18 protein-coding genes, 3 tRNA genes and 1 pseudogene are annotated in these 23274 nt (G+C 50.3%); 11 read left to right on the top strand and 11 right to left on the bottom strand.

Annotated features, from left to right (window positions below; translation table 11 throughout):
- Positions 1–2: 2 nt before the first annotated feature.
- From murB to KXJ70_RS14170, 7 genes and pseudogenes are all read left to right on the top strand, one after another.
- Positions 3–1001, top strand: coding sequence for a UDP-N-acetylmuramate dehydrogenase (gene murB / locus KXJ70_RS14200; RefSeq protein ID WP_255558493.1), 999 nt, complete (start codon positions 3–5; stop codon positions 999–1001).
- A gap of 12 nt (positions 1002–1013) precedes the next feature.
- Positions 1014–1526 (top strand): annotated as a pseudogene (locus KXJ70_RS14195) (alpha-ketoglutarate-dependent dioxygenase AlkB family protein); the annotation flags it as partial.
- 141 nt (positions 1527–1667) lie between these two features.
- Positions 1668–2312, top strand: coding sequence for a UvrY/SirA/GacA family response regulator transcription factor (gene uvrY, locus KXJ70_RS14190; RefSeq protein WP_219044159.1), 645 nt, complete (start codon positions 1668–1670; stop codon positions 2310–2312).
- 19 nt (positions 2313–2331) lie between these two features.
- A complete protein-coding gene (uvrC, locus tag KXJ70_RS14185) occupies positions 2332–4209 on the top strand; it encodes an excinuclease ABC subunit UvrC (RefSeq protein WP_219044158.1) in 1878 nt (625 codons plus the stop codon).
- A gap of 42 nt (positions 4210–4251) precedes the next feature.
- Complete coding sequence (gene pgsA, locus KXJ70_RS14180) at positions 4252–4812, top strand: CDP-diacylglycerol--glycerol-3-phosphate 3-phosphatidyltransferase (protein ID WP_219044157.1); 561 nt, start codon at positions 4252–4254, stop codon at positions 4810–4812.
- 136 nt (positions 4813–4948) lie between these two features.
- A tRNA-Gly gene (locus KXJ70_RS14175) sits at positions 4949–5024 on the top strand.
- Positions 5025–5174: 150 nt separating this feature from the next.
- A tRNA-Cys gene (locus KXJ70_RS14170) sits at positions 5175–5248 on the top strand.
- A gap of 91 nt (positions 5249–5339) precedes the next feature.
- Here KXJ70_RS14170 and KXJ70_RS14165 read toward each other — a convergent pair.
- On the bottom strand, positions 5340–6653 hold the full coding sequence (locus KXJ70_RS14165; RefSeq protein ID WP_369409791.1) for a glycosyl hydrolase family 79 N-terminal domain-containing protein: 1314 nt from the start codon (positions 6651–6653) through the stop codon (positions 5340–5342).
- A 523-nt stretch (positions 6654–7176) separates the two neighbouring features.
- Between KXJ70_RS14165 and KXJ70_RS14160 the strand changes: the two genes are divergently transcribed.
- The 3 genes from KXJ70_RS14160 (at position 7177) to KXJ70_RS14150 (ending at position 10193) form a co-directional block, all read left to right on the top strand.
- On the top strand, positions 7177–7659 hold the full coding sequence (locus KXJ70_RS14160) for a hypothetical protein (RefSeq protein WP_219044156.1): 483 nt from the start codon (positions 7177–7179) through the stop codon (positions 7657–7659).
- Positions 7643–9964 carry a CFI-box-CTERM domain-containing protein gene (locus tag KXJ70_RS14155; RefSeq protein WP_219044155.1) on the top strand — a complete coding sequence of 774 codons (2322 nt, stop codon included), beginning with the start codon at positions 7643–7645 and terminating at the stop codon, positions 9962–9964. Before KXJ70_RS14160 ends, KXJ70_RS14155 begins: the two co-directional genes overlap by 17 nt.
- 142 nt (positions 9965–10106) lie before the next feature.
- A tRNA-Leu gene (locus KXJ70_RS14150) sits at positions 10107–10193 on the top strand.
- A gap of 346 nt (positions 10194–10539) precedes the next feature.
- Here the strand turns inward: KXJ70_RS14150 and KXJ70_RS14145 are convergent.
- The 6 genes from KXJ70_RS14145 to KXJ70_RS14120 all read right to left on the bottom strand — a co-directional run bounded on the left by KXJ70_RS14145 (position 10540) and on the right by KXJ70_RS14120 (position 16831).
- The gene (locus KXJ70_RS14145) at positions 10540–11388 is read right to left on the bottom strand and encodes a hypothetical protein (RefSeq protein WP_219044154.1); all 849 of its coding nucleotides are present in this window, start codon (positions 11386–11388) and stop codon (positions 10540–10542) included.
- 356 nt (positions 11389–11744) lie between these two features.
- Positions 11745–12359 (bottom strand): helix-turn-helix domain-containing protein, encoded by a 615-nt coding sequence (locus tag KXJ70_RS14140; RefSeq protein WP_219044153.1) that lies wholly within the window; start codon positions 12357–12359, stop codon positions 11745–11747.
- 89 nt (positions 12360–12448) lie between these two features.
- Positions 12449–14170, bottom strand: coding sequence for a replication endonuclease (locus KXJ70_RS14135; RefSeq protein ID WP_219044152.1), 1722 nt, complete (start codon positions 14168–14170; stop codon positions 12449–12451).
- A 291-nt stretch (positions 14171–14461) separates the two neighbouring features.
- A complete protein-coding gene (locus KXJ70_RS14130) occupies positions 14462–14680 on the bottom strand; it encodes a helix-turn-helix transcriptional regulator (protein ID WP_219044151.1) in 219 nt (72 codons plus the stop codon).
- A 144-nt stretch (positions 14681–14824) separates the two neighbouring features.
- A complete protein-coding gene (locus KXJ70_RS14125; RefSeq protein ID WP_219044150.1) occupies positions 14825–15634 on the bottom strand; it encodes a hypothetical protein in 810 nt (269 codons plus the stop codon).
- 3 nt (positions 15635–15637) lie between these two features.
- Positions 15638–16831, bottom strand: a complete 1194-nt coding sequence (locus tag KXJ70_RS14120) for a tyrosine-type recombinase/integrase (RefSeq protein ID WP_219044149.1) — start codon at positions 16829–16831, stop codon at positions 15638–15640.
- A gap of 548 nt (positions 16832–17379) precedes the next feature.
- Between KXJ70_RS14120 and KXJ70_RS14115 the strand changes: the two genes are divergently transcribed.
- Positions 17380–17811, top strand: a complete 432-nt coding sequence (locus tag KXJ70_RS14115) for an aldehyde dehydrogenase family protein (RefSeq protein WP_219044148.1) — start codon at positions 17380–17382, stop codon at positions 17809–17811.
- Between the two features lie 101 nt (positions 17812–17912).
- Here KXJ70_RS14115 and KXJ70_RS14110 read toward each other — a convergent pair whose 3' ends face one another.
- From KXJ70_RS14110 to doeB2, 4 genes are read right to left on the bottom strand one after another with little or no spacing between them, the layout of a single operon-like run.
- Entirely contained in the window at positions 17913–19274 is a 1362-nt protein-coding gene (locus KXJ70_RS14110; protein WP_219044147.1) for an NAD-dependent succinate-semialdehyde dehydrogenase, read from the bottom strand.
- 53 nt (positions 19275–19327) lie between these two features.
- On the bottom strand, positions 19328–20599 hold the full coding sequence (gene doeA, locus KXJ70_RS14105; protein WP_219044146.1) for an ectoine hydrolase: 1272 nt from the start codon (positions 20597–20599) through the stop codon (positions 19328–19330).
- The gene (locus KXJ70_RS14100) at positions 20596–21834 is read right to left on the bottom strand and encodes an aspartate aminotransferase family protein (protein ID WP_219044145.1); all 1239 of its coding nucleotides are present in this window, start codon (positions 21832–21834) and stop codon (positions 20596–20598) included. Before KXJ70_RS14100 ends, doeA begins: the two co-directional genes overlap by 4 nt.
- A 53-nt stretch (positions 21835–21887) precedes the next feature.
- Positions 21888–23081 carry a N(2)-acetyl-L-2,4-diaminobutanoate deacetylase DoeB2 gene (gene doeB2, locus KXJ70_RS14095; protein ID WP_219044144.1) on the bottom strand — a complete coding sequence of 398 codons (1194 nt, stop codon included), beginning with the start codon at positions 23079–23081 and terminating at the stop codon, positions 21888–21890.
- Positions 23082–23274: the final 193 nt, after the last annotated feature.

Below are 23274 nucleotides of genomic sequence, written 5' to 3'. Positions count from 1 at the left end.
TAATGCAGAATGTCGATCTCGCAGGTTTTAATACCTTGGCGGTGCCGGCGAGAGCAGCTTACTTTGTTGAAGTCACAACACTTGATGAGCTGCAGGAGGCCTTGGCGTTTTCCCGTCAGCGCAATAAGGCACCGGTGGTGTTGGGTGGTGGTAGCAATGTCGTGTTGACCGGCGATATTGATGGCTTAGTAGTCCGCTTGGCATTGCGCGGTGTCGAGTGCAGTGAGCGTGGTGACGAACGGCTAGTGACGGCCGCGGCGGGCGAAAACTGGCATGAATTGGTTTGCTATTGTATTGCGCAGGGCTACTACGGCCTAGAAAACCTGATTGCCATTCCGGGTTCTGTCGGCGCCGCGCCAATCCAGAACATTGGCGCCTACGGTGTTGAGTTGTCCAAGGTACTTGAGTCGGTCACGGGCTGGGATTGCGAACAATCGCAGCTGCGCACCTTGAGCGCCGAGCAATGCCAGCTCAGTTACCGCGACAGTATTTTTAAACACGAGCTTAAAGATCTTTTTATTATTACGTCGGTGTGCCTGCGCTTGAGCGCAATAGCGCATCCAGAGGTGTCGTACCCCGCGCTTCGCGCTGAGTTGAGCGATCCTGAACAAGTGTCTCCTCAGCAAATTGCTGAACACGTGGCTGCGATCCGCGCTGCAAAGTTGCCGGATTATCGACGCGAGCCCAATGCCGGAAGTTTTTTTAAAAACCCGCTTATCTCTGCAGAAAAAGCGACTGAGCTGCTTGGACAGTACCCAGGCTTGGCGCACTGGCCCATGTCTAACGGACAGGTCAAGCTTGCTGCCGCATGGTTGGTAGATCAGTCAGGATGGAAGGGGCGGCGCGAGGGCGGCGTGGGTATTCACCCTAAGCAGGCGATTGTTGTCGTCAATTACGACGCCTGCAGTGGCCGCGATATCCTCGGGTTTGCCGCCCGGATTCAAGCCGATGTGTTGCGTAAATACGGTGTGACACTGGACATTGAACCTCGGGTTTATTGAGGCGCAGCGGGAATGTTCACCGGCCTACAACATATTCCTTTGGTGGGCGGTGGTTTGGATTATTACGCCAACTACCTGTCTGACCCCCAGGGGCTTTTTCTTGAGTTGTGTGAACAGATTCCCTGGCAACAGCCCCTCGTAAAAGTCTATGGACGGGAGCACCTGACCCCGCGATTGGTGTATTTCGTGGGAGACCCCGGACTACGTTATCAATACAGCGGCGTGAGTCATGCGACGTCGCCGTGGCCGGCATCACTAAAAATAGTGCGAGATCAATTGCGCGTTGATACCGGTTTTGAATTCAATTGCGCTCTGCTTAATTACTATCGCGATGGCAACGACAGTATGGGCTATCACAGCGACGACGAAGTTGAGCTGGGGGAATCTCCGTGTATCGCGTCAATAAGTCTCGGTGCGGAGCGCGACTTTTGTTTAAAGCCCAAGGTCGGGCAGAGCAAAGTACAAAAGCTTTGCTTGGCCGACGGCTCTCTTTTACTGATGTTGCCGCCAACCCAGCAGCATTGGCAGCACGCGTTGCCGGTGCGCAAGGGCGTTCGCGGCGGCCGTATTAATTTAACGTTTCGAAAGCTTTTAAAATAAGCCACGGCAGGCTGGTTCGGCCTAGTTCAGAATGGTATCGTTTGCTCATTCTATGTGGGGAAGTACATGATCACAGTGTTAGTCGCCGATGACCACGCCATGGTGCGCACCGGAATAGTCCGTATGTTAGATGATGCCGAGGGTATTTCGGTTATCGCACAGGCGGCCAGTGGAGAAGAAGTGATTAGTAGCTGCCGCATCCTGAATCCCGATATTGTGTTAATGGATGTGCGCATGCCAGGTATTGGTGGTTTGGAAGCAACGCGCAAATTAAAACTTCTTTGCCCTGACACCCGGGTCATTGCGCTCAGTGCCTATGATCAAGAACCCATGCCCAGCTTGCTCCTCAAGGCGGGTGCGTCGGCTTATGTCACCAAGGGTGCCTCTGAAGAGGAGATGGTCTTGGCGGTGCGGCAAGTTGCCAGGGGCCAGCGTTATTTGAGCCCCGGCGTCGCCCAGACTATGGCATTTAAGCAATTGAACGGTGATGACGCCTCGCCCTTTGAATCTTTATCTGAGCGAGAAATGCAGATTAGTCTAATGATTGCCACCTGTCATAAGGTTCAAGACATCGCTGATAATTTGCATATCTCCGCTAAAACCGTAAATAGCTACCGTTACCGAGTATTCGAGAAACTCGATATTAGCGGCGATGTAGAGTTGACCTTATTGGCCATGCGCCACGGTCTGATCGACTCACCAGACGCGTAGCGGGCAGTTTGCAATTATTATGAGTAGTGAAAGTAAGACAGGTATGGGAGCTGACTCCGCGGCGCCAGCCGTCGCCGAGTTTGATTCCAAAACCTTCTTGAAAAACGTCACCGTTAAAGCCGGTGTTTACGTCATGCTCAATGCAGCGGCGGACGTGCTTTATGTGGGCAAAGCCAAAAATCTGCGCAATCGCCTGAGTAGTTATTTTCGGGCCAGCGGCCTCACCTCTAAAACTGTGGCCTTGGTGTCGCGAATTCATGAGATTGAGGTGACGGTCACCGCCAGTGAACGCGAGGCCTTGCTGCTTGAGCAAAACCTCATTAAACAGTACAAACCGCCTTACAATATTCTGCTGCGGGACGATAAGTCTTATCCCTATATTTATTTAAGTACCGACCACAAACACCCGCGTTTAAGTATCCATCGTGGCAGCAAGAAAGGTAAGGGCATGTATTTTGGTCCCTATCCCAGTGCCTCAGCGGTTCGTGAAAGCCTAAGCTGGTTGCAGAAAGTATTCCGCGTTCGGCAGTGCGAAGACAGTTATTATCGCGGCCGGAGTAGGCCCTGTCTGCAGTATCAAATTGGCCGCTGCTCAGCCCCCTGTGTTAGCGCAGTAAGCGACGAAGAATACGCCATTGATGTCAATCACACGCAAATGTTTTTGCAGGGCAAGAGCAGTGAGGTTAGTAGAGCCTTAGCAGATGACATGGAACGCCATGCCAGTGCTTTAGAGTTTGAGAAAGCGGCCGATCTGCGGGACCGGATTGCCTACTTGCAACAGGTTCAAGCGACCCAGTGTATTGAAGGCGAAACCGGTGATATCGATATTGTTGCCGGTGTGATGGATGCGGGAACGGTGTGTATACAGTTGCTTTGCGTTCGCGCTGGGCGGGTATTGGGTAGCCGCAGCTATTTTCCAAAAAGCCAGTTGGAAGAACCCTTGGTGTCGCAGCTAGAGGCCTTTGTTGCACAACATTATTTAATTGGCACCGGTGGCGCCGATATGCCACGCGAGATAATTACCAATATTGCCCTCGATGATGCAGCGCTGTTGGCGGGTGGCCTAAGCGAGCAGGCAGGGCGGCAGGTCAGTATCAGCCACAGCGTGCGCAGCCATCGCGCCAAGTGGTTGGGTTTAGCCTTGACCGCCGCAGAGCAAAATCTGGTTAATCGCCTCGCCTCGTCGGCGAGCACCTTGAAGCGCTTTAAAGCGCTGCAGGCGGTGTTGGAATTAGATGATAAGCCCGAGCGCATGGAATGTTTCGATATCAGTCACAGCAGCGGTGAGGCGACGGTGGCGTCCTGCGTCGTGTTCGACGGCAACGGCCCGCTTAAATCGGACTATCGCAAAATGAATATTGACGGTGTTGCCGCCGGAGACGATTACGCGGCAATGCATCAGGCTTTAAGTCGGCGCTACAAACGGATAAAAGCGGGAGAGATCGTCAAGCCCGATATTTTGTTTATTGACGGTGGTAAGGGGCAGCTAACGCAGGCCAAACAGGTCATGGCCGAACTGGGCATAGATGACCTGTTTATGGTTGGCGTCGCTAAGGGTTCAGATCGCCGCGCAGGGCTGGAAGTTCTTATCCGCGGTGACAATGGCCGCGAGATCAATTTGCCAGACAATAGCCCGGCACTGCATCTCATACAACATATTCGCGACGAGTCGCACCGCTTCGCGATTACCGGGCATAAAGCACGGCGCGATAAAGCCCGCAGGCAATCGACGCTGGAATCCATTCCCGGAGTTGGCGCAAAGCGCCGCCGCGACTTGCTGCGACATTTTGGCGGTCTGCAGGGCGTGCGGCAGGCGAGTGTTGAAGATTTGCGACGGGTGTCGGGTATTAGCGAGAAAATCGCTCAGCAGATACATGAAGGCCTGCGCAGCGCCTAGAAAACGAATAGAATAGGCGCTACGCCAGCGAATGAGAGCAATATGAATATACCCAACTCCCTAACCTTGTTCCGGATCGTACTGATTCCGGTTCTTGTGGCGTTGTTCTATTGGCCCGAAGCGCACACCTATTTTTTAACTGCGGCGGTGTTTGCGGTGGCGGCGGCGACTGATTGGCTAGACGGTTATTTGGCGAGAAAGCTTGGCCAAAGTACGCCGCTGGGCGCATTTCTCGATCCGGTTGCCGATAAGCTGATGGTTGCGGTTGCCTTGGCACTGCTTATTGAGCGCTACGAGGCCGCTTGGTTTACCGTTCCCGCTGTTATTATTATTGGTCGCGAGATAGTTATTTCGGCGCTGCGGGAGTGGATGGCAGAACTTGGTAAGCGCACCAGCGTAGCGGTATCGTATTTAGGTAAGGTAAAAACCTCTGCGCAGATGGTGGCAATATTTGGTTGGCTTCTGGTCTCACCTGACAGCGACGGCTATTTGTATTACGCCAATATAATTACCTTGTATACAGCCGCTGTGCTCACATTGTGGTCGATGGTGATTTATCTTCATGCCGCTTGGCCAGATTTGCGCGATACGGCCGGCAATTAGAAAAAAAACACGTTAAATCAGCGACTTTCCTTGACAGGAAATTATCTCTGACTAGAATAGGCGCCTTCCTGAAGCACAGCTCAATGTTGTAAATCGGGCTTGAGGGATCAAGCAAAAAATCCAGATATAGTGCGACGCGGGAATAGCTCAGTTGGTAGAGCGCAACCTTGCCAAGGTTGAGGTCGGGAGTTCGAGCCTCCTTTCCCGCTCCAATATATCGTTGCAAAGCAACATGTTTGCATTGCAAATTGGCTCAGTGGCAGAGTGGTCTTGTTGAGACAGTAACTCCAGCGCTTGCGGCGAAAAAAGAGGGCCGGTATCGACCGGCGTACACGGTAAAAGTGTAGAAAAAAACGATTTTAGGCGCGGTGGCAGAGTGGTCATGCAGCGGACTGCAACTCCGTGTACGCCGGTTCGATTCCGACCCGCGCCTCCATTTACACAGTTTTCTCCCTTCTGTATTCAGCTTATCTTCTCTCTCGTATCGTATTTCGGCCGTTGCGATATACATTCTAAAATCAAAGCAATTACTTCTCTAAGCTAAAACCGCCTTGTTGGCATTGCCAAAAGCTGATGCTGTATGCCGCAATACAACCGTTGAATTTACGCGCGGGGAAATCCTCTAGCAACACTGCTCCGCCTTTAAAGCGCAATTTCTTGCCGTTTAATTTAACTCGGCGGCTGATCAGGCTTTTGGCCGTGAGTTCGTAGCCATTGACTATCGAGGCGAGCAATCCCGGTTCTAGCGTGACCTCCACTGGCGTCGCCATTAAGTTGATCAGTAACAGTGTTTTTGAATCCTCGCCCTTGCCTGAGTGCAGATAGCAGCGCAAGTGGGGCGACTCGCTGCCGATGGCGAACACGGTGGTGCCCATTAGTTGCCCCCAGAGCCAGCTTACCCAAAAATCGGGACGGGGCTTTAGAGTGAGTCGCGCGATCATGCCGTAGTCGCCGCCTATTAGTGACTGGCGGACCATAAGCTTTTGTCCTAGCCTGGCTCCCATACCCAATTGATCAGCCCACCAGAAGCTGGATACCCACCGGTCAGAAAGATCAGGTTGGCCACCACACTGTGCCGATCCCGTCTCGCCGGTCCAGAGAGCGGCTTGTGGTTGATGAAAATCGCGGAGAATGCGCAGGCGATTACTGTACTTGCGGTAATACTCAAAAGACTTGGGATCTAGAAGGTGTTCAATGCGTGCTTTGCGGGTGCGAACAGGGCTGCGATCACTTTGAAAGGGATAATAGTGCCAATCCACAATGTCGAGCTTAACGTTTAATTCAGACAAGAACTTGGGCGTGATATTGCTGATGGGACGAATGGTTTCGCCTAGTTTTGGCCAAAACGCACTACCGGGGCCAGATATCAGCGCCGTGGGGAATTTTTCCCGCACGACTTGGTAAAACTTTTCGTAGTCGCGGGCTAGATGTATGGCCCGAGGCTGAGATAAGGGGCCGTGAAAAGCCCAATAAGCATTGAGTTCATTGCCCAGTTCGAAAACCTCAATAGAGTATTGTTGTTCTGCGCTGTAATCCAATAATGCCTGTAATTCCGCGCCCTGCCAGCGGCCGTGATCCTTGCGTTTAAAGAGTCCGTATTTGCAGGTGAAAATCAGTTTCAAGTCATTGCGCTGCAAAAAACCGTGTAGGTCATCCCATTGCGATTTTGTCAGAATCAAGGCGTCGGGTTCGCTATCAGGCTGTGTGAAGTAATGAACCTTGTCCGCCTCCGAACCCCCAATACGGAGGTAGGCCGGCCCCAACAGTTTTACTAAGCGATCGAGCTTGGGCGAATTTAGTTTTAAAGGTGGCACCCGCAATGTGCCCAGCCCGCGCCGCACATCCAGGGTGCCTTCCCACCAAAACCCTCCAGCTAATAATGAAATGTCTATTGAAAACGAGAGATAGCGCTTTTCGGTTTCGGCGACGGGGTCAGCGCCCTGCAGGGTGATAGCGACGCTTGTGTTGGCCTGCTGGCGGGACTTAAAAAATGGAAAGCGGATGTTGTGCTCCAGAAGATTTACAGCTCAAGACGGTCATGGGGCGTCAAATAACGTTTCCGCGCTGCCTTCTCTCATTAGACGCGCAATTGGTTACAAGTCGATGACTGCGGTCGAGGTATTGTTCCCGGTTATCGCGTTGCAGAGGGCGTTAGGGTCGGTTTTTTCTCCGATCCATCTTTGGTGGCAATAACTCAGTAAATGCTAATAAAATCATTGCCTTATGTGTGGTTCTTGTCATTTTTTTTTGCTATCCATGTGCGTTGCTACGTAAAGCCACTAGGTAAATCCCTTAGTTTGTTACTGCCCATTAGTCGTTAAGCTGGCAATAGGGTTGTATACGCCTATTCGATTACGAGGTGATATGAGCAGACTTAGGAGATATGTGATTGCGGTGGTAGATATTGCGCTGATTGCTGTTGCTTTCGGTGGGCTGCTATTTTCCTGTAGTAACCAAGAATCTGATCGCCAAGCTGGTCTGCAAAAGTCCGCAATGATTCAGCGTGCCATATTTCAAGCCCCCTTGGATGGATTCTTAAGTCTCGACGAGGGTTTGTGGCAGCAGCTTCTGCAAACTCCGAGTTATTATAGTGACGGTGCGAACGGGCTTTTAGTCGATGTTCGCTATTGGGAGGAAACCGCCGACGTCTTTGTCGAAAAAATCCTCAAAGCAGGCTATACCGTAGACTATGTAAACCCAGCTAACGAGCGTGTCTTTATTTGGGTGAAAAGCGCAGACCAGTTGGCTGGTTTAGCTACAATTCGCGGTGTGAGTGCAGTTTCGGTGAGTCGCACCCCGCCTAAAATGGACATGGCCATAAAGGTTTTTGATGATCTTCAAAAATAAGTTAGCAGTGTTTGTGTGTTCTACCGTGGTTTTCAGTTTTGCCAATCTAGGGTTGGCGTCAGAAAATATCAAACAATCGGCAAGGGCGGCCGGCGGAGCTGCTGCAAAATTAGATAGTCGTCTTCAACTGCTTCTCGCCGGAGATAAGAGGGCGAGCACTTCTGACGTGATGCAAACCCGCTTAAAAAGCAGCATTGCTGGCGCTGGTGTTCCCATTGAGTTATTTCTCAACAGCAGTGAAGGCTTGCGTCGATTCCTGGACGAAGTGGGTATTCCCCTTCGGTTTCTTTCTAAAGATGGCAGTCGTGCCACGGTATTGCTGCGCAATGAGCAGGACTTAATTCTTCTCTCAGCGCAGACGAATATTCGGGAAATACATTATTTGCTGCCGCCGGTGATGAGGGGCGGGGCGGTGACGAGTCGCGCTGGCAGGGCAATGCGCGCGGATATAGCGGCAAGTTCCTTAGGCGTGACGGGTAGCGGCCAAACCATTGGTATTGTGTCAGACAGCTTTGCGCAAACCTCTGCCGTTCGCGATGGCAATACTACGCCGGCTCGGTTCGCTGCAGGGCAGTTGCAGGGCAGCCGCCAGCAAGACAACGGTGACTTACCTAATACAGTGACCATATTGCGAGACGATGTTGCCGACGGCACCGATGAGGGCGCCGCGATGGCGGAGCTAATTCACGACGTGGCGCCAGGCGCACCACTCATGTTTCACGCTGCGGGGCAAAGCCGTGCCGAAATGGCCGAGGCGATTAGGCAATTATGTGCCCCAGGTCGGGCTGACATTGTGGTCGACGATATTCTGTTTCTTAATGAGAGCGTCTACCAAGACGATGTGCCGGCGATAGCCGCATCGGAGTGTGTTAGCGCCGGCAAACCGTTCTTATCTGCAGCGGGCAATGACGGTGATCAGGCCTATCGCTATGTCTATAAAGATCTGGTGACCGCGATTGATGAGCCGGGAATCAGCGCATTCCCCACTGGAAACGATCTGCATAATTGGAGCGCTAATGGAAACGATGCATTTTTGGCGGTGACAATCCCCGCAAACGCCACTGTCTTTGTGGTTTTAAGCTGGAATCAACCCTATAGCTCGGTAAACCCTAGCGCAGGGGCGCAAATCGATTTAGACCTCTACGCTACCACTGCAGCGACGTTGATGTCCCTCAATCCCGCGTCGGCCGATTTTTATGCGCGGGGTGCCAATCAGCAGGGGGTGACGGGAAGTCCGTTTGGAGACGCATCAGAAGTTGTGACATTGGAAACGGGCGCATTTGAACAGACATTTTATCTCGCCATTGAACATTTTGACGGCAGCCAGGCAGATATTCCGCAGCAGGCGGGGGTGCCATTGGAGTTCAGAATATTGCTAACAGGCGCTCAAGTTAGCAGCGCTGAATATGCGTATAACGCGCCGGTTGTCTGGGGGCATTCAATGGCGGCTGGTATTGCTGGCGTGGCGGCGGTGGCGTGGTGGGAGTCGCCAGAATTTAGACCAGAGGGCTACGACAGCATAGAGATTGATCCCGAAGGATTTACTTCGCGTGGTGGCCAGCAAATTCTGCAGTTTGATAGCAATGGCGAGTATTCGCCGCAGACCCGTAACTCTCCGCAATTTGCGGCGGTAGACGGCAATAACAACACGGTATTGGGCTCGCCAGTGGCGGCGCGGGAAGATGGCGAGCCAGATGATTTTCTAAATTTTTATGGCACGTCTGCAGCTGCACCAAATGCTGCCGCCGTATTTGCGCTTTTGAAGGAAGCCTATCCCAGCGCGAGCCCCGCGCAATTAATTAGCGCAGTGCAAAGCTCGGCTATTGACGTGAAAGGACTCCGTGCGAGTATAGGAGCCGATACAGTCACGGGTAGCGGACTTATCAATGCAGATGCCGCCGCCACAGCCTTGGCAACGGCGCTGGGTGAAGAGCCCGCAGCGCCGCCGCCAGCAGCATCGCGCTCAGGTGGCGGGGGTGGTGGAGCCTGCTTTATCGCCACTGCAGCCTATGGAAGCTACCTTGCCCCTGACGTAAAAATACTGCGAGATTTTCGAGACAAAGTTCTGCTTCCCTATAAATGGGGGCAGACTATTGTGGCCACGTATTACCGCTACTCACCACCTATTGCCGACCACATTGCCCAGTCTGAATCCCTGCGCTTAGTGACACGAGTCGCCCTAAGCCCCTTGGTCTATGGATTAAAATACCCCTTTGTCGCCTTGCTAATGCTGGTAGCTGCTCAGCTCGTTTTGCTGCGCAGACGTCATTTGCAGAACAGGGCTGTTACTGTGGTGCCAAGTTAAACTGCAATTAACTGCTCTAAGCCGTTGATTTTTTTGGGTAGTATAAGTAGACTGCGAACGCTTTTTTAGCACTACCGCATAAGCTGGATCGGAAAATAATTTCCTTTCTCGCCTATCACATTGGCTCACGCCAAACCCCTTAGCCCGGGTGGTGAAATCGGTAGACACAGGAGACTTAAAATCTCCCGACAGCAATGTCGTGCCGGTTCAAGTCCGGCCCCGGGCACCAATAAAAATCAATGACTTACGGTGTTTTAGTCATTTGAGTTCAAGTTCAAAATATTCCGATAGTAGACGTATAGTAGACAGCAGCTCTTCGAATGCCCGCTGCCGATTAATGGCGGAATACGCTAAGTTACCTAACGATCAACAGCTCATATTAATTAGAAAATTAACCATGCTGATGTTTGAATAGCGCAGGGAGCTATACGCACCAGTGAAAGTGCCAAAGTGTATCTGGCACTACTGGATAAAAAGTGGTTGAGTACATTGTACTTAGCCCACTCCTTCTCCGGAAATTAATTCGAATTTATCCTTAGTTAATCATTTCATTGGGGGGAAGCATAAAGATCGAGTCAATCTTGATTCTCATGCGGCGGGGAGGAGTCTGGCTCAATGTGTTGCTTAGTCTTTGGCCTGCGTACCAAAGGAAGTGCGGTCAGCAATGAGACCATCTTTATAGAAAACGACATTTCTTTGGGGGCACTTTGAAACAAGATTGAGAGCCTTTGGAGCATTTTATCCTTAAGTAGATCCATAAGTTTGAAGTGGAAGCTTAGGAGATACTCACTTGGTATCGAATGTGTACTTAGTTGGATGTGATCAGTCGAACGCACGTTATTTATAGTGGTTGAACTTGTCGACATACCAACAACGTCACCTTCGTTCATTGAAGGTAGATTTATATACATTGGGATTGTAAAAATTTGAAAATGCTTAAATTTTGCGCTGTAGGTTGTTAAGCCGTTTAGTGAAGTAATGTTGACGTCAAAATCACAATTAGAAACGAACACACTATAGACGAGGTTCGCTTTGGCAAACTCGTAATCTCCTATGAAAATCACTTTATCTCCAGATCGTCTCGACAGCTTGCGTGAATTTTCTAGGAGAATTGGGACGCGACGTGCATAAATCGGCCAGAGTAAATGCTTTTTGGTGTTTGGAATAAACGAGACATTCGAATGTGACATGCCATCAGCGAGTTTTGTTTTCTGAGTTATTGTGGTGTCGATACCGCCGTTACTTATATGAATTGAGTAGTGCTGTTCGGTGAATCTTACTATTGAGCTGTCAGAGTTTTCCCAAAAAATTGGATAAGCAGAAACTAGGAGCAGGCTATTGTCCGGTCTTTCCTTAATTGAGAATAATTCGCGTTCGACTCCATCAATTCGCGCTGCGAAGCGAACTTTTGATTTACGCGACATGATTTCCTACTGTGGAATATTCAAATACTGTATGCGAGCGTATATGCTTTGGGGCGTCGAACATCATATTTAGATCCATACGATTCGTTATATTAGTTACATAGATACCACGCGGGAAGTATCGAATAAAAAGAATAAATCCTAGGTGTGGTGAAATATACAGTAAGTGGGATAAATCTGTCTTTTTTCTGAGCATTAATGTATGAGCCTTATTGGTTCAATAATGTATTCTCTTTTTATTTGTTTTTTTTGAAATTCATTTGAAGATAGCCAAAAGTCGTTAATCGGGTGAGAAGTAAAAAGACAAATGTAACAGTCAGCTATGCCGACAATGATTGCCGGCAAAACTTAAGTGCCTAAATAACCTCGGCATCAAACCAAGAGAGCTTTTCCTCGTCCTCATTTGATTCGTGAGTACCTAGAACTTCCGCAATCAGCGAACTCGCATACTGGCCGATGGTTTCGGCATCGCGGTATCGCATTGGGTGACAACATTCGATAACAGTGTCATGGCCCCGCAGCTGTCGCAGAATGCTATCCTGTAAAGCCGTTAAACAAAGCAGTTTGAATGTGCTTTTTTGGGCTTTCTCTCGACTCAGGCCCATTAGGAAGCTTTTCGGTGCGAGGGCATTTCCCAGTGCTTCAATTTGAAATCTATTTTCATAATAGCTGTTGAGTAGCTCTTCGACCTGGCTATCGTCTAATTCGGCGGAGATATGGAACCCGTCGCGCATCCGAATAGTATCAACGGTATTTGAGGTTTCTGTGGGCGAGGCTTCCTCAGGACTCCAGCCCTGATCCTGATAGTAGTCGTTCAAGGCGTTAAGCCAGCGATCCTCAAGAATCATTTTTCCACTTTCAAATTGAGATAGGTATGCTCGGCTAAGGCCGATATCTTTGGCTACTTTTGCCTGTGACAAACTTAAGGCGGAGCGCGCAGCCACGGCCTGTGTGTTACTTAGAATATTCATAATAAATCCTCATTGGTTTAAGTCCCATCAGTGACCGGTATTGGTCTCTGACTTCGATCTGATTGGGGCTATGCCCAAGTTCAAATTCGTCATTGTTTGGATCTCGTGTCTCTGTCCGTACAGTTATTGACACAAGTCCAAGTCGCGCCGTCAGGGGGCGCTCTAAAATCAAGTTCGGTGTTGTCTTCGGTTTCGTCGGTGAGGCGCTGAATCTTCCAGCTGTGAATGCGGGTGATAAGGTGGCCAGCTCCTCGCATGATCACGCCCATTAGCTGCGTACACAGCTCGCCATACTGGTTCTCGGCCTTTTGGTGATCGGCGGGGTGTAAATGGAGTGGCCGAACCTTGACGTTTTCTCGATCTACTAACGGCCCGCCCATAAGATCCACAAACAAGGCCCAGTCTCCGGCGTCACACGCTTTCCGTATTTGCTCAAGATCTTCTAGGCTTTTGTTTTCTAGCGGTTCCCGGATACGGCGCAATTCCCGCCATACCGTTACGGAAGCCGTACCAATCTGTTGAAACTGTCTAATTCCCCAAGTAGAAGCCCACGCCTCAACGCGCTGGGCCGTTTGGTGTGTGAATTTTCCGGTCTCGTCGTCGATGGCGCTTTCCATTCCATAGCCATCAATATTCTTGCTGACATATTTGGCGATGTAGCCGGAAGCGGTTCCTTTCGCGGGATCTATAGGGATTATTTCGCATCGATACTTCATTGCACCGGGTTCGTGGGTGTCTTGCTTTAAGGCATATTCACGGAATATGTCGCCCGCTTGCTCGGCGATATCAGGTGCAAAAAAAAGCAACAAATGCCAGTGCGGTGTACCGTCGTGATGGGGTTCGGCAATGCGAAATCCAAAGCAACGAATACCCTGACGCTGCCACTTTGCTCTAATTCTTGCCCACAGCTCGCATAAATACGCTTGGGCCTCAGTTGGTGTTGCACCGGCATATTTCGGATTTTTAACACCACTGTGTAAAGTCGCGTGATAGGAGCTTGGGCAGGTGAGGGTAAAAAAGCGCGCCGTAAAACCAATGGCGGTAGCGCATTCCTCAAAGCCGCGCATTCTCACCATTAGCTCATTTCTTCGATTAACAGGATTTGATACCGTTTTTTCGCTGATCTCAGCGAGACTTGCTTTGTAGCCGGTATCGCAGTTCTCAGCCTCAAGGCTTTCTAAAAGCATAGTATTTCGGCGCTTCTGGTCATATCTGCGACGAAGTGTGTAGTCCGAAACATACGGTGCCTTAGTTTTAGAGACCATGCCTAGCTCTCGGCATACCTGTTCTAGCTCGCGCGCGGCAATGACCCTTAATTGTCGGCGCCACCATGTGGGGTTACATACACGCGCAAGCGCAGCGATAGCCTCGTCACAGGTGTAATCCGTTGTGGTATCTAAAGGAAATGTTAGGCCTACTCGCTGAACCTCATTAACAGCGTGTTTGATAACTTTTTTGTAGTGTCCCGGCCCGTATGTGGCAGAGTAACCAGCAACTAATCCGTGTATTTTTTTGGGCTTTAAATCGCTGTAAGTCACGATTTCCGAGTCGTGACAGTCGACAAACAGACCTGTTCTACCAAGCTTTAGTCGTTGTTCAATGCTTGTTAACCACCGATTAGCGGGAACATGATTGCTTTCTGAATCGGCAATACGGCGATATTCATTTGCCATTGCACGTGAAAACCAAGGATGACGCGCAAATATCTGAGTGCGCCACTTGCTACACTGAAAAGTACCGATCCCCTCAACGATAGAAACTGGGGTCTTTTGCTGTGTTGGTAGGTTAGTAATAGCCTGAAACGCCGTCATGATCTGTGCTCCCAATTTTTTTGGGAGGTTTCAGGTGTGGTGCCTGCTTTTGGGCTGGGCTGCATGCTGTAAAACCCTTGTTTTACAGGGTTTAAGATGCGTTTCTCAGTGTGTAACAACCCGTTGGTATTCCAGTTTTTCGGGTGATTAACATCTGTTCGCCTCGGTTTCTTAGCGGTTTTATGCGGTATTACGCATTGTTGTAAGCGCGGCATTTCGCTATTATTCCTATGTTGATTGAAAGCAATACCAAAAGGCCCGCAGAGCTATCCCCATAGCTGCGGGCCTTTTTTATGCGCCCACTGCGTGAGGCATTTGGTAACTTGATGTTGAATGGTGAATTCTGGATGTAACGAAGTTATCCAGATCTTCTTGGCGGTAGCGGATAGCTCGTTTACCTAGGCGAACGAACGGAACACGCGCACCGGCCCAGCGATCACGCTCAAGATAGGCGGCACTTACGCCTAGGTGGTTGGCGGCTTCTTTGGTTGTCAGTAATTTGGGGGTCATCTCATGCTCCTTCACTCTTGCGATGGCTCAAGACTGACACTCAAAATGAGGAGCAAATAGACGCATGCACTGCATACGTAATACAGAAGGCTGCATTCGTACTACATATGCGTCGCATACGTAGTACGCCAATGGGGCTAATATTTAAGCGGGTGGTGCAGTTTTGCGGGTTCGTGCAAGATAGCTGAGGAGATTTCTTTCTGGGTTCGCACCAAGTAATTTCAGTTCTTTAGGTTGTAGTTCGTCAAGAAAACGCTTTGCCCATTGAGCCTGACTAGGATGACGCTGCGGATTATTGTTATAAGCACTTACAAACTGTTTTTTTATTTTTGTTGATGGCTCCCACCTGGCTCTGGCGCTTTTCCTTCCCCGCATAGACCCCTCAAGCTTTGTAAGGGTACTTGCTAATGTGTAATCTGGAGAATTTGGCATATATGAAAGCGTCATGTTGATTTCACAGCATGCTACGGCGTATTCCCCCATATATTCGCCTTTATCATAGTAGTATCCAGATTTGGTTTCGTCTTCACTAAATAATAGTGAATTGTCAAAATGATTGTCGTCGTGAACGGCAAATATTATGTGGCCTATCAATGCTGCTGCTAGTGTTTCCTCCCAGCTTGCCTCTTTCAAATAGGCGCCAAATATTATGGACGGTGATTCCTTGGCCTTGATTAGGCGCGCTATTAAAATTAAATGGAATCGGCATGGATGAATTTCTTTTGAATACTTATCTAGCGCAATATCAGGTGTTAATACTTCCCCGTTATATCCGACCATTTCTCCTGAGTGCTCTATAACATACTTGTCCAGCAACCAAACCATCGTCATTATTTCATCGTCGCTACGGTTTTTAAGAGTGTCATAGCAGTTGTCGGCATACCCATGAAAGTCAGGCTCAAAATGGCCCGGTAACTCGTGTTCTTGTATTGGGCATTTATCAAAAATATACATATGTTAGGATCTCGAATTTTTAATGATAAACAATGATATTTGGCTCATAGGCCCTCGGAGTCGATTTACATCAGCGACTATATAGCCCGCCGTCACATCATTTGGGTTTCGGTGGTTAAGTAGCTGTTTAAGGGCGTAAGCCGGTATGTCCAAGCTCTCAGCAATAGTGATAAACGTTCGTCGTAGATCATGAAAAGTGACGTGTTTGCCCATCCCTTCACCGACTTGTGCCATTGCTTGTTTTGGGTCTCTAAGTGGGCCTTCGAGCATCGGACTAGGGAAAACCCATACAGAGTCGCTGCCCTCGTCTTTTCTTTGCTTTAGTAAGTCAAATAGGTAATTTGATAAGGGGAGGGTGTGCGGTTCTCGGTTCTTGGTGTCCGGGATAGTAAAGGTGCGATCTTCTAGGCTTACATTTGACCATTTTAGGCTGGCACCCTCAGATTTCCGTAGCCCGGTAAATAATAAAAAGTGGATGTAGTCTCGTGTTACATCATAGGCGAGTTCTTGTGTAGCTTTGAAGAATGCGGGCAGCTCATGCGGTTTTATCAGTGTTCGGCGGCGCTCTATTGGATACCACGCCCGTGTGCGGCTGATTCGCTCCACTGGGTTAATGGTTATTACCGGTTTTCCCGCGGCGTCTTCATATTTTGCAAGCGCGTGATTAAAAACGGCGCGCAGTACTCGCATTGTGTTATTGGCGCGGGCAGGTGCTGTTTTGCCAATATCTGAATGGCGTTTTTGCACCATATCCTTGGTGATGTCGATTAGGCGGATTTGCAGCCAGTCAGACAGACACCCATCAACACATTTGCGATAATTTTTAATAGTGCCCGGTTTTAAATCCTTTCGAGTCACTAGGTAGTCTTCAAAAGCGGCGCCTAACGTAGTTGCCTTTGCTGCCACAGCTTGCTTCTCAGCTGAGGGGTCATTACCTAGTACGATCGAGCCTAAAAGTTCCTGTGCCTTAATTCTTGCTTGAACAGGGGTGAGGTGTCCATATTTGCCGATACTTACCCGGCGAACCTTGCCACTTATTCGAGTTTCTACAAAAAATGACTTGGTACCGCCACTACCTACCAATAAACCGAAACCGGGTAGGGCGCCATCCCTATAAATTGATTGGCATGGCTTCCCATTTGAACCCACTTTGGGGAGTGGTAGTCGATCAATATATGATTTTGTGAGCTTGCTCAATTGTTGCCCTTTCTGCTGTTATACAACTTGGTAGACGCTAGATTTTGCACTCACATGATGACTGCAAAAAATCTCCCGCCTCGAAATAGTAGACGTATAGTAGACAGAATTATTCGAAATAAGGCAAACTTAGGTTGGCTTTTTCAAAGGGTGGATAGCTAAATAGTGGTTTAACTTACTGAAAATATGGAGTATTTCATGATTATTCAAAAACCTTCAAAGAACCTAGGAAAAGACTTAAAATCTCCCGACAGCAATGTCGTGCCGGTTCAAGTCCGGCCCCGGGCACCACTTATACTTCGTAGTCAATACCGCTGCCATCCCCAAATTAGAACATTGAGCTCGCCGGGAACTTGAACCGGAAAGGTTCACAAATTGCGTATGCAATTTGAACGAGGAGTGAAGCGACTAAGCCCCGAAGGGGTCAAATACAGCCCAAAGGCTGTATTTGATTAACCCGGCCCCGGGCACCACTTATACTTCGTAGTCAATACCGCTGCCATTCCCAAATTAGAACATTGAGCTCGCCGGGGACTTGAACCGGAAAGATGGCGGATGCTAAAGAGCGGGGATTAACCCTGCTTGAAGGCGGGGCGGTGCCAGAAAAGGGGTACTTCTTGCCACTGACGCTGGTAGATAATCCGGCTGATAGCGAGCGATTTGTTGTGGAGGAGGCGTTTGGGCCAATTTTACCTCTGCTGCGTTATAGTGATTTAGACGAGGTGATAGCGCGGGCCAATGACAGTGAGTACGGCTTAGCCGGCGCGGTGTGGTCTAAGGATATCGAGAAAGCCCTGGACGTCGCAAAACGCCTAGAAACTGGGACTGTTTGGATAAATCAGAATCTACAAACCACACCTAATACTCCAATGGATGGCCATAAACATTCCGGTATTGGTGTGGAGAATGGCCTTGATGGCTTAATAGAATTTACCCAGGCCAAAACTATTTTCATTCCTAAATCGAAACCTGCGGCCTGATCTGCTGGAGTAGGTGATCGCAATGCAGCCTGAGATTCGGCCGTTTCTCGGCACCGAATCTCACGCTCTTTCAGTTTCTCTGGCAGCTTTGCCCTGGATAGTTACTTTACCCAAATCTGCTTGGTGTTCACGAATTCCTTAATGCCGTGGGGGCCAAGCTCACGACCGTAACCGGAGCCTTTCACCCCGCCGCTGGGTAGGCGTGAGTCGGTTTTTACGATGCCGTTAATTGCCACTTGGCCGGTTTCCAGGCGATTGGCAATACTGGTGGCCAACTCCGCATTTTTGGTCCAGACAGCGGCGCCCAAACCGTAGGGTGTTTCGTTAGCCAACTGTACGGCTTCTTCGACATCGGCCGCTCGAATAACCACCATCACCGGGCCGAAAGTTTCCTCTTTAAACGCGCACATATTTTCTGTGACATCGATCAATAAGGTGGGCGGGTAAAAGAAGCCCAGACCATCAGTTAACTCGCCGCCCAATAAGCATTTGGCACCCGCGTTGATGGTGTCTGTCACTTGGCGATGCAGGTTTTGACGCAGGTCTTCACGGGCGATTGGGCCAACGTCGGTATCGGCAAGTAGCGGGTCGCCGGATTTAAATTTGGCCATGCGGCTCTGCAATTTTTCTACAAAGGTATCGTATACCGTGTCTTCCACAATAATGCGTTTTGCGGCGATACAGGATTGTCCAGCGTTTATCATGCGGGACAGGGTTGCGACATCTGCAGCGGTCTCTAATTCGGCGTCGGCAAGAACAATACAGGGGTCTGAGCCGCCCAACTCGAGTACGGTGGGCTTGATTTCTGAACCGGCAATGGCGGCAACAATTCGACCGGCATTACCTGAGCCGGTAAAGGATACGGCGGCGATACGTGGATCGCGGATCGCGGTTTCAATAGCGTCATTGTCGATGCCGAGGTTTACCACAATGTTGGCAGGCGCGCCGGCGTCGGCAAAAATTTTAGCAATGGCGATCGCGCAGGCAGGGACATTGGGATCGTGTTTCATCACACAGGTGTTGCCAGCCATTAGCGCGGGGGCAAGATAGCGAAACGCTAACCAAAGCGGCGCATTCCAAGGCAGTATGCCAAGTAAGGTGCCAAGGGGCGGGTGGCAAACATAGCTAATACTGGCGTCTGAGGGCAGGGTTTGTGGTGCCAAATGTTCTGCGGCATGGTCTGCATAATATTCCGCGCAGCCTGCGGCTTTTTCTACTTCGGGGCCACCTTCTTTGACGGGTTTTCCCATTTCCAGCGCCATTAACTCGGCTAGGTAATTCTTTTGTTTGCGCAGTTCGGCTGCCACTGCCCGTAAGGTTGTTGCGCGCTCATCATAGCTGCAGGCCTGCCATTGATCGGCGGCGCGGAAAGCGTCGCCGATGCGCTCGTGTAGCTCGCTGTTATTTAGGCTAGGGTATTCGGCAATAATTTTACCGCTACAAGGGTTCGTCGCTATTAGCATGGTTACCTCGTTGATGTCGGTGTTGTCAGAAGCGTCTTAAGCAAGGTTATTCATTACTCGCTGCTTTTTGCTTTGGCCTTCTCATCGTTTGTGTTGGCTTCGGCTTTTTCCCGCTTGTTTTTACGTGCTTCATCAAATTCTAAAAGTGCCGGTTCCGCCTGTTCTGGTTTGACGGTGAAGTCTCTGTTCATGCTGAAAAATGATTCACAGCCGGTGTCAGTGATATAAATTGTGTCTGAAATGCCACAGGTTTTATCGCCGTCTACTCCCCACATCCATGGAATAATATGGAAGGTCATGCCGGGCTGTAGCACGGTGGATTCCCCTTGCTTAAGGCTGACGATATAACCTTCGTCCCAGCTGGGTGGAAAGGCAATGCCGATTGAGTAGCCTGAGCGGGTAATCAGTCGCGCGCCAACGTCGTTTTCAGAAATAATATTTCGCACCAGATTATCGGCGTCAGAGACGGTCATGCCGGGTTGTACTTTTTCGTGAACGGCGTGCAAGGCATGCTTCATTCGCTCTTGGGCGTGATACATGGAGTCGCTGAGTTTGCCGAGTACAACGGTGCGCATCATCGCGGTGTGGTAGCGGCGGAAGCAGCCGCCAACTTCCAAGAATACATGTTCGCCGGGTAATACCGATCGCCCCTCCCAGGTGGCGTGACCAATCATGGTTCGGGGTCCAGACGTTACGTATGGCATTACTGCGGGCGGTTCACCGCCAGCACGGAACATGGCGGCACTAATGGCGGCGCCAATTTCATTTTCGGTGACACCGGCTTTGCACGCATCTATGCCCGCTTGCATACCTGCTTCGGTGGCCAGCGCGGCTTTGCGCATAAGTTGTATTTCAGCTGGCGATTTGCAAATTCGGCCTTGCTCAACAATACCGAAGCAGTCGAGTAACTTAGCGTCGGTCAGTGTGGTGTGGATGCGATCTTGTTGGTAGGCAGGGAAAAAATAGCTGTTTCGCTCGTAGCCAATACGTTTATTGGCCAGCCCAAATTCTCGCAGCGCATCGACCAGCATCTGGATGGCATCGCCGGTGTCGGGGTAGGGGCGGGTACGCTCTACCCAGGTGCGGGCGATGATATTGGATTCTTCTAGTGCGCGGGTAATCATAAAGGGCTCGTCGTCTACGGGCACCACTAGCGCTTGGAAGAAGGAGTAACCGGTGGTTTGGTAATCGGTCAGATACATGATGTTTTCTGGATCAGAAATCACCACTGCATCTAAGCGCCTATCTGCAATACGCAGTCGCAACTCACTAAGGCGACGCTGGTATTCTTCAAAGGGGAAGGTCATATCATCGCGTTCAATCATGCGACACCCTCCATCACTTTAGTGGTGTTGCGTACCAGCACGTCTAGCCCCTGTTGCAGGTCGTCGTCGGGGATAGTGAGGGGCGGAATTAATTTAACAACGCGCCCGCCTGTGCCGCAGCTGGCAATGAGCAAGCCATCGGCAAAACAGCTGTCGACGATGGCTTTGGCATGCTCGCCACCGCCCACATCCAAGCCCAGAATCATGCCTTTGCCGCGTACAGTTACGGCTTTAAAATTTTTCTCCAGTGGTGCTAGTGCCCGCGCCATGACCTCGGCTTTACCGCCGACCTCAGTCATCAGTTCATCATCTTCGAAATAACTTAGTGCTTCAGAACCCGCCACAAAACTCAGCGACTGGCCGCGAAAGGTGCCGGTGTGTTCGCCGGGCGACCAGTGTTTGTCGATCTCGGGTTTGACGAGGTTGAGTGCCATGGGCGTACCCATGCCGCCAACGCCTTTGGCAAGGCAAACAACGTCGGGGTCGAGATCCATATTGTCAAAGCTAAAGTAGCTTCCGGTGCGGCCGCAGCCGACTTGGATGTCATCAACAATAAATAGCGCGCCCACATCTTTGGCGAGTTTCGCTAGGCCTTGCAACCATTCCTTGCTGGCGACGTTAACACCACCTTCCGCTTGTATGGTTTCGACTAAAAATGCAGCGGGCGGTGTAATGCCGCTAGAGGCGTCCGCGTAATAGCTGGCTAGCTGATCAAGGTATTCCATACAGCCAAATTTATGATGCGAAACGTGGTTGAGCGGCACGCCCGCGGCGCCGCGGAAATAGGCGTTGGCGGTGCAGGCGAGTGACCCTAAGGTCATGCCGTGAAAGCCGTGGGTAAAGGCGGCTATTTCCTGTCTGCCGGTTGCGCGTCTGGAAATTTTTAATGCAGCTTCAACGGCATTGGTGCCGGTGGGGCCCATAAACTGCATTTTGTGATCCATATTGCGGGGTTCAAGTATGGTTTTTACAAAGCGTTCCATAAATGCTCGCTTGGCGGTGGAATGCATGTCTAGGGTATGGGTAACGCCGTCTGATTCTAAATACTGAATCATGGCTTTTTTCATGCGCGGGTTGTTGTGACCAAAATTCAATACGCCGGCGCCGGCAAAAAAGTCGATGTACTGCTTACCGTTTTCGTCGGTTTGGCGCGCATTGCTGGCCTTGTCGAACACCACAGGGTAAACACGGCAATAGGCGCGGATGTCAGATTCACGTTGCTCAAAAATACTCATGCGAACTCCTTCATGTAAATAAAGTCCGTCGATATGCCGACGGGATGCTATTTTCAGATGGTTTGTTGTGCAGGTTTTTCTGGCGTCGTCACGCCGCAAAGGCGAGAGAACAAAGTGCTTACTAGCGGAATTAAGTTGTCGTTAAAGTCGTAATGTGGGCTGTGGCAGGGCACTTGATGATGCGCGTCACCGTCGTTGGCGCCAATGAGAGCAAATGCGCCCGGGATCTCCCGCAGGTAATAACTAAAATCTTCAGATGCCATAATCGGCGTGCGGGTATTCAAATCAATTGAATCGACACCGTAGCTGGCTTGCCATAGTTGGCGAACGTGTTGTGCCTGTGCGGCATGGTTGATAGTGGGGTTATAACGCGGTGTTATTTCCACTTGGCATTCCACCCCATAACTGTGCGCGGTCTGCTGGCTAACGTCAGTAATAAGGGCGTTAATTTGTTCGCGGGTGGCGTCATCGGGAACGCGAATGCTTCCTCCCAGTACCGCTTGCTGCGGAATAATAGTGGGGCCGCTGTCGGCCATAAAGGAGGTGATGCTAATCACCGCTGCTTGCTGTGGCGCCAGGCGACGACTCACAATTTGTTGTAGAGCTAGGGTAATCGCACTGGCCGCAAGCACAGGGTCGCGGCAGAGTTCGGGTTGGCTGGCGTGCCCGCCCTTGCCAGTCACTGTAATGCTAAATGTACCGTTACCACACATAATAATATCGTCGGGGCAGACAAGCTTGCCGAAGGGTATTGCTGGCCAGTTGTGCCAGCCATAAATTTCGTCGATATCGTCTATTGCGCCTTCGTTAATCATTTCGCGCGCGCCGTGTCCGCCTTCTTCTGCCGGTTGGAATAATAGTGTGACCGGCCCAGACAAGCTTTGTTCATTGTGTTTTAGCCATTGCGCGCTGGCCAATAGCGTTGCGGTGTGGCCGTCGTGGCCACAGGCGTGCATACAACCCGATTTGGTAGATGACCACGCTTTGCCGGTTTGCTCAACGATGGGGAGGGCGTCTATATCACCACGCAGAGCGATATGTTTAGCGCCGTCTCGTGGGGTTGCCGGCTGTAATGTGGCAATGGTGCCTGTGCCGGCGCATTTGCGCCACGGTATAGCCAATTTATCGAGGGTATTACGCACGGTTTCAGCGGTGCGAACCTCTTGCCAGCCAGGCTCGGGGTGGGCGTGCAGGTCGCGGCGCAGGGTTTGCGCGGCGGCCATTGTGGTCAGCCAGAAATCAGTCATTGCGTTTTTACTGTGGCACAGCTTTTGCGTTGGGGCAAACTAACTTTCAATAAATTCTAACATTCTTAAGCGTGGTCGACTTTGGTGCGCTTTTTCATTTGTTAATGCACTGAGATTTTTAAAAATGCGAATATTATATTTTTTGATAAAAATTCGATTTTCTTAAAATTCGTCGAGAAGCGCGTGTGCTGGC

This window comes from Zhongshania aquimaris, from assembly GCF_019312595.1.
Taxonomy (GTDB): Bacteria; Pseudomonadota; Gammaproteobacteria; order Pseudomonadales; family Spongiibacteraceae; genus Spongiibacter; species Spongiibacter aquimaris.
This window is presented reverse-complemented; position numbering and strand designations above follow the sequence as displayed.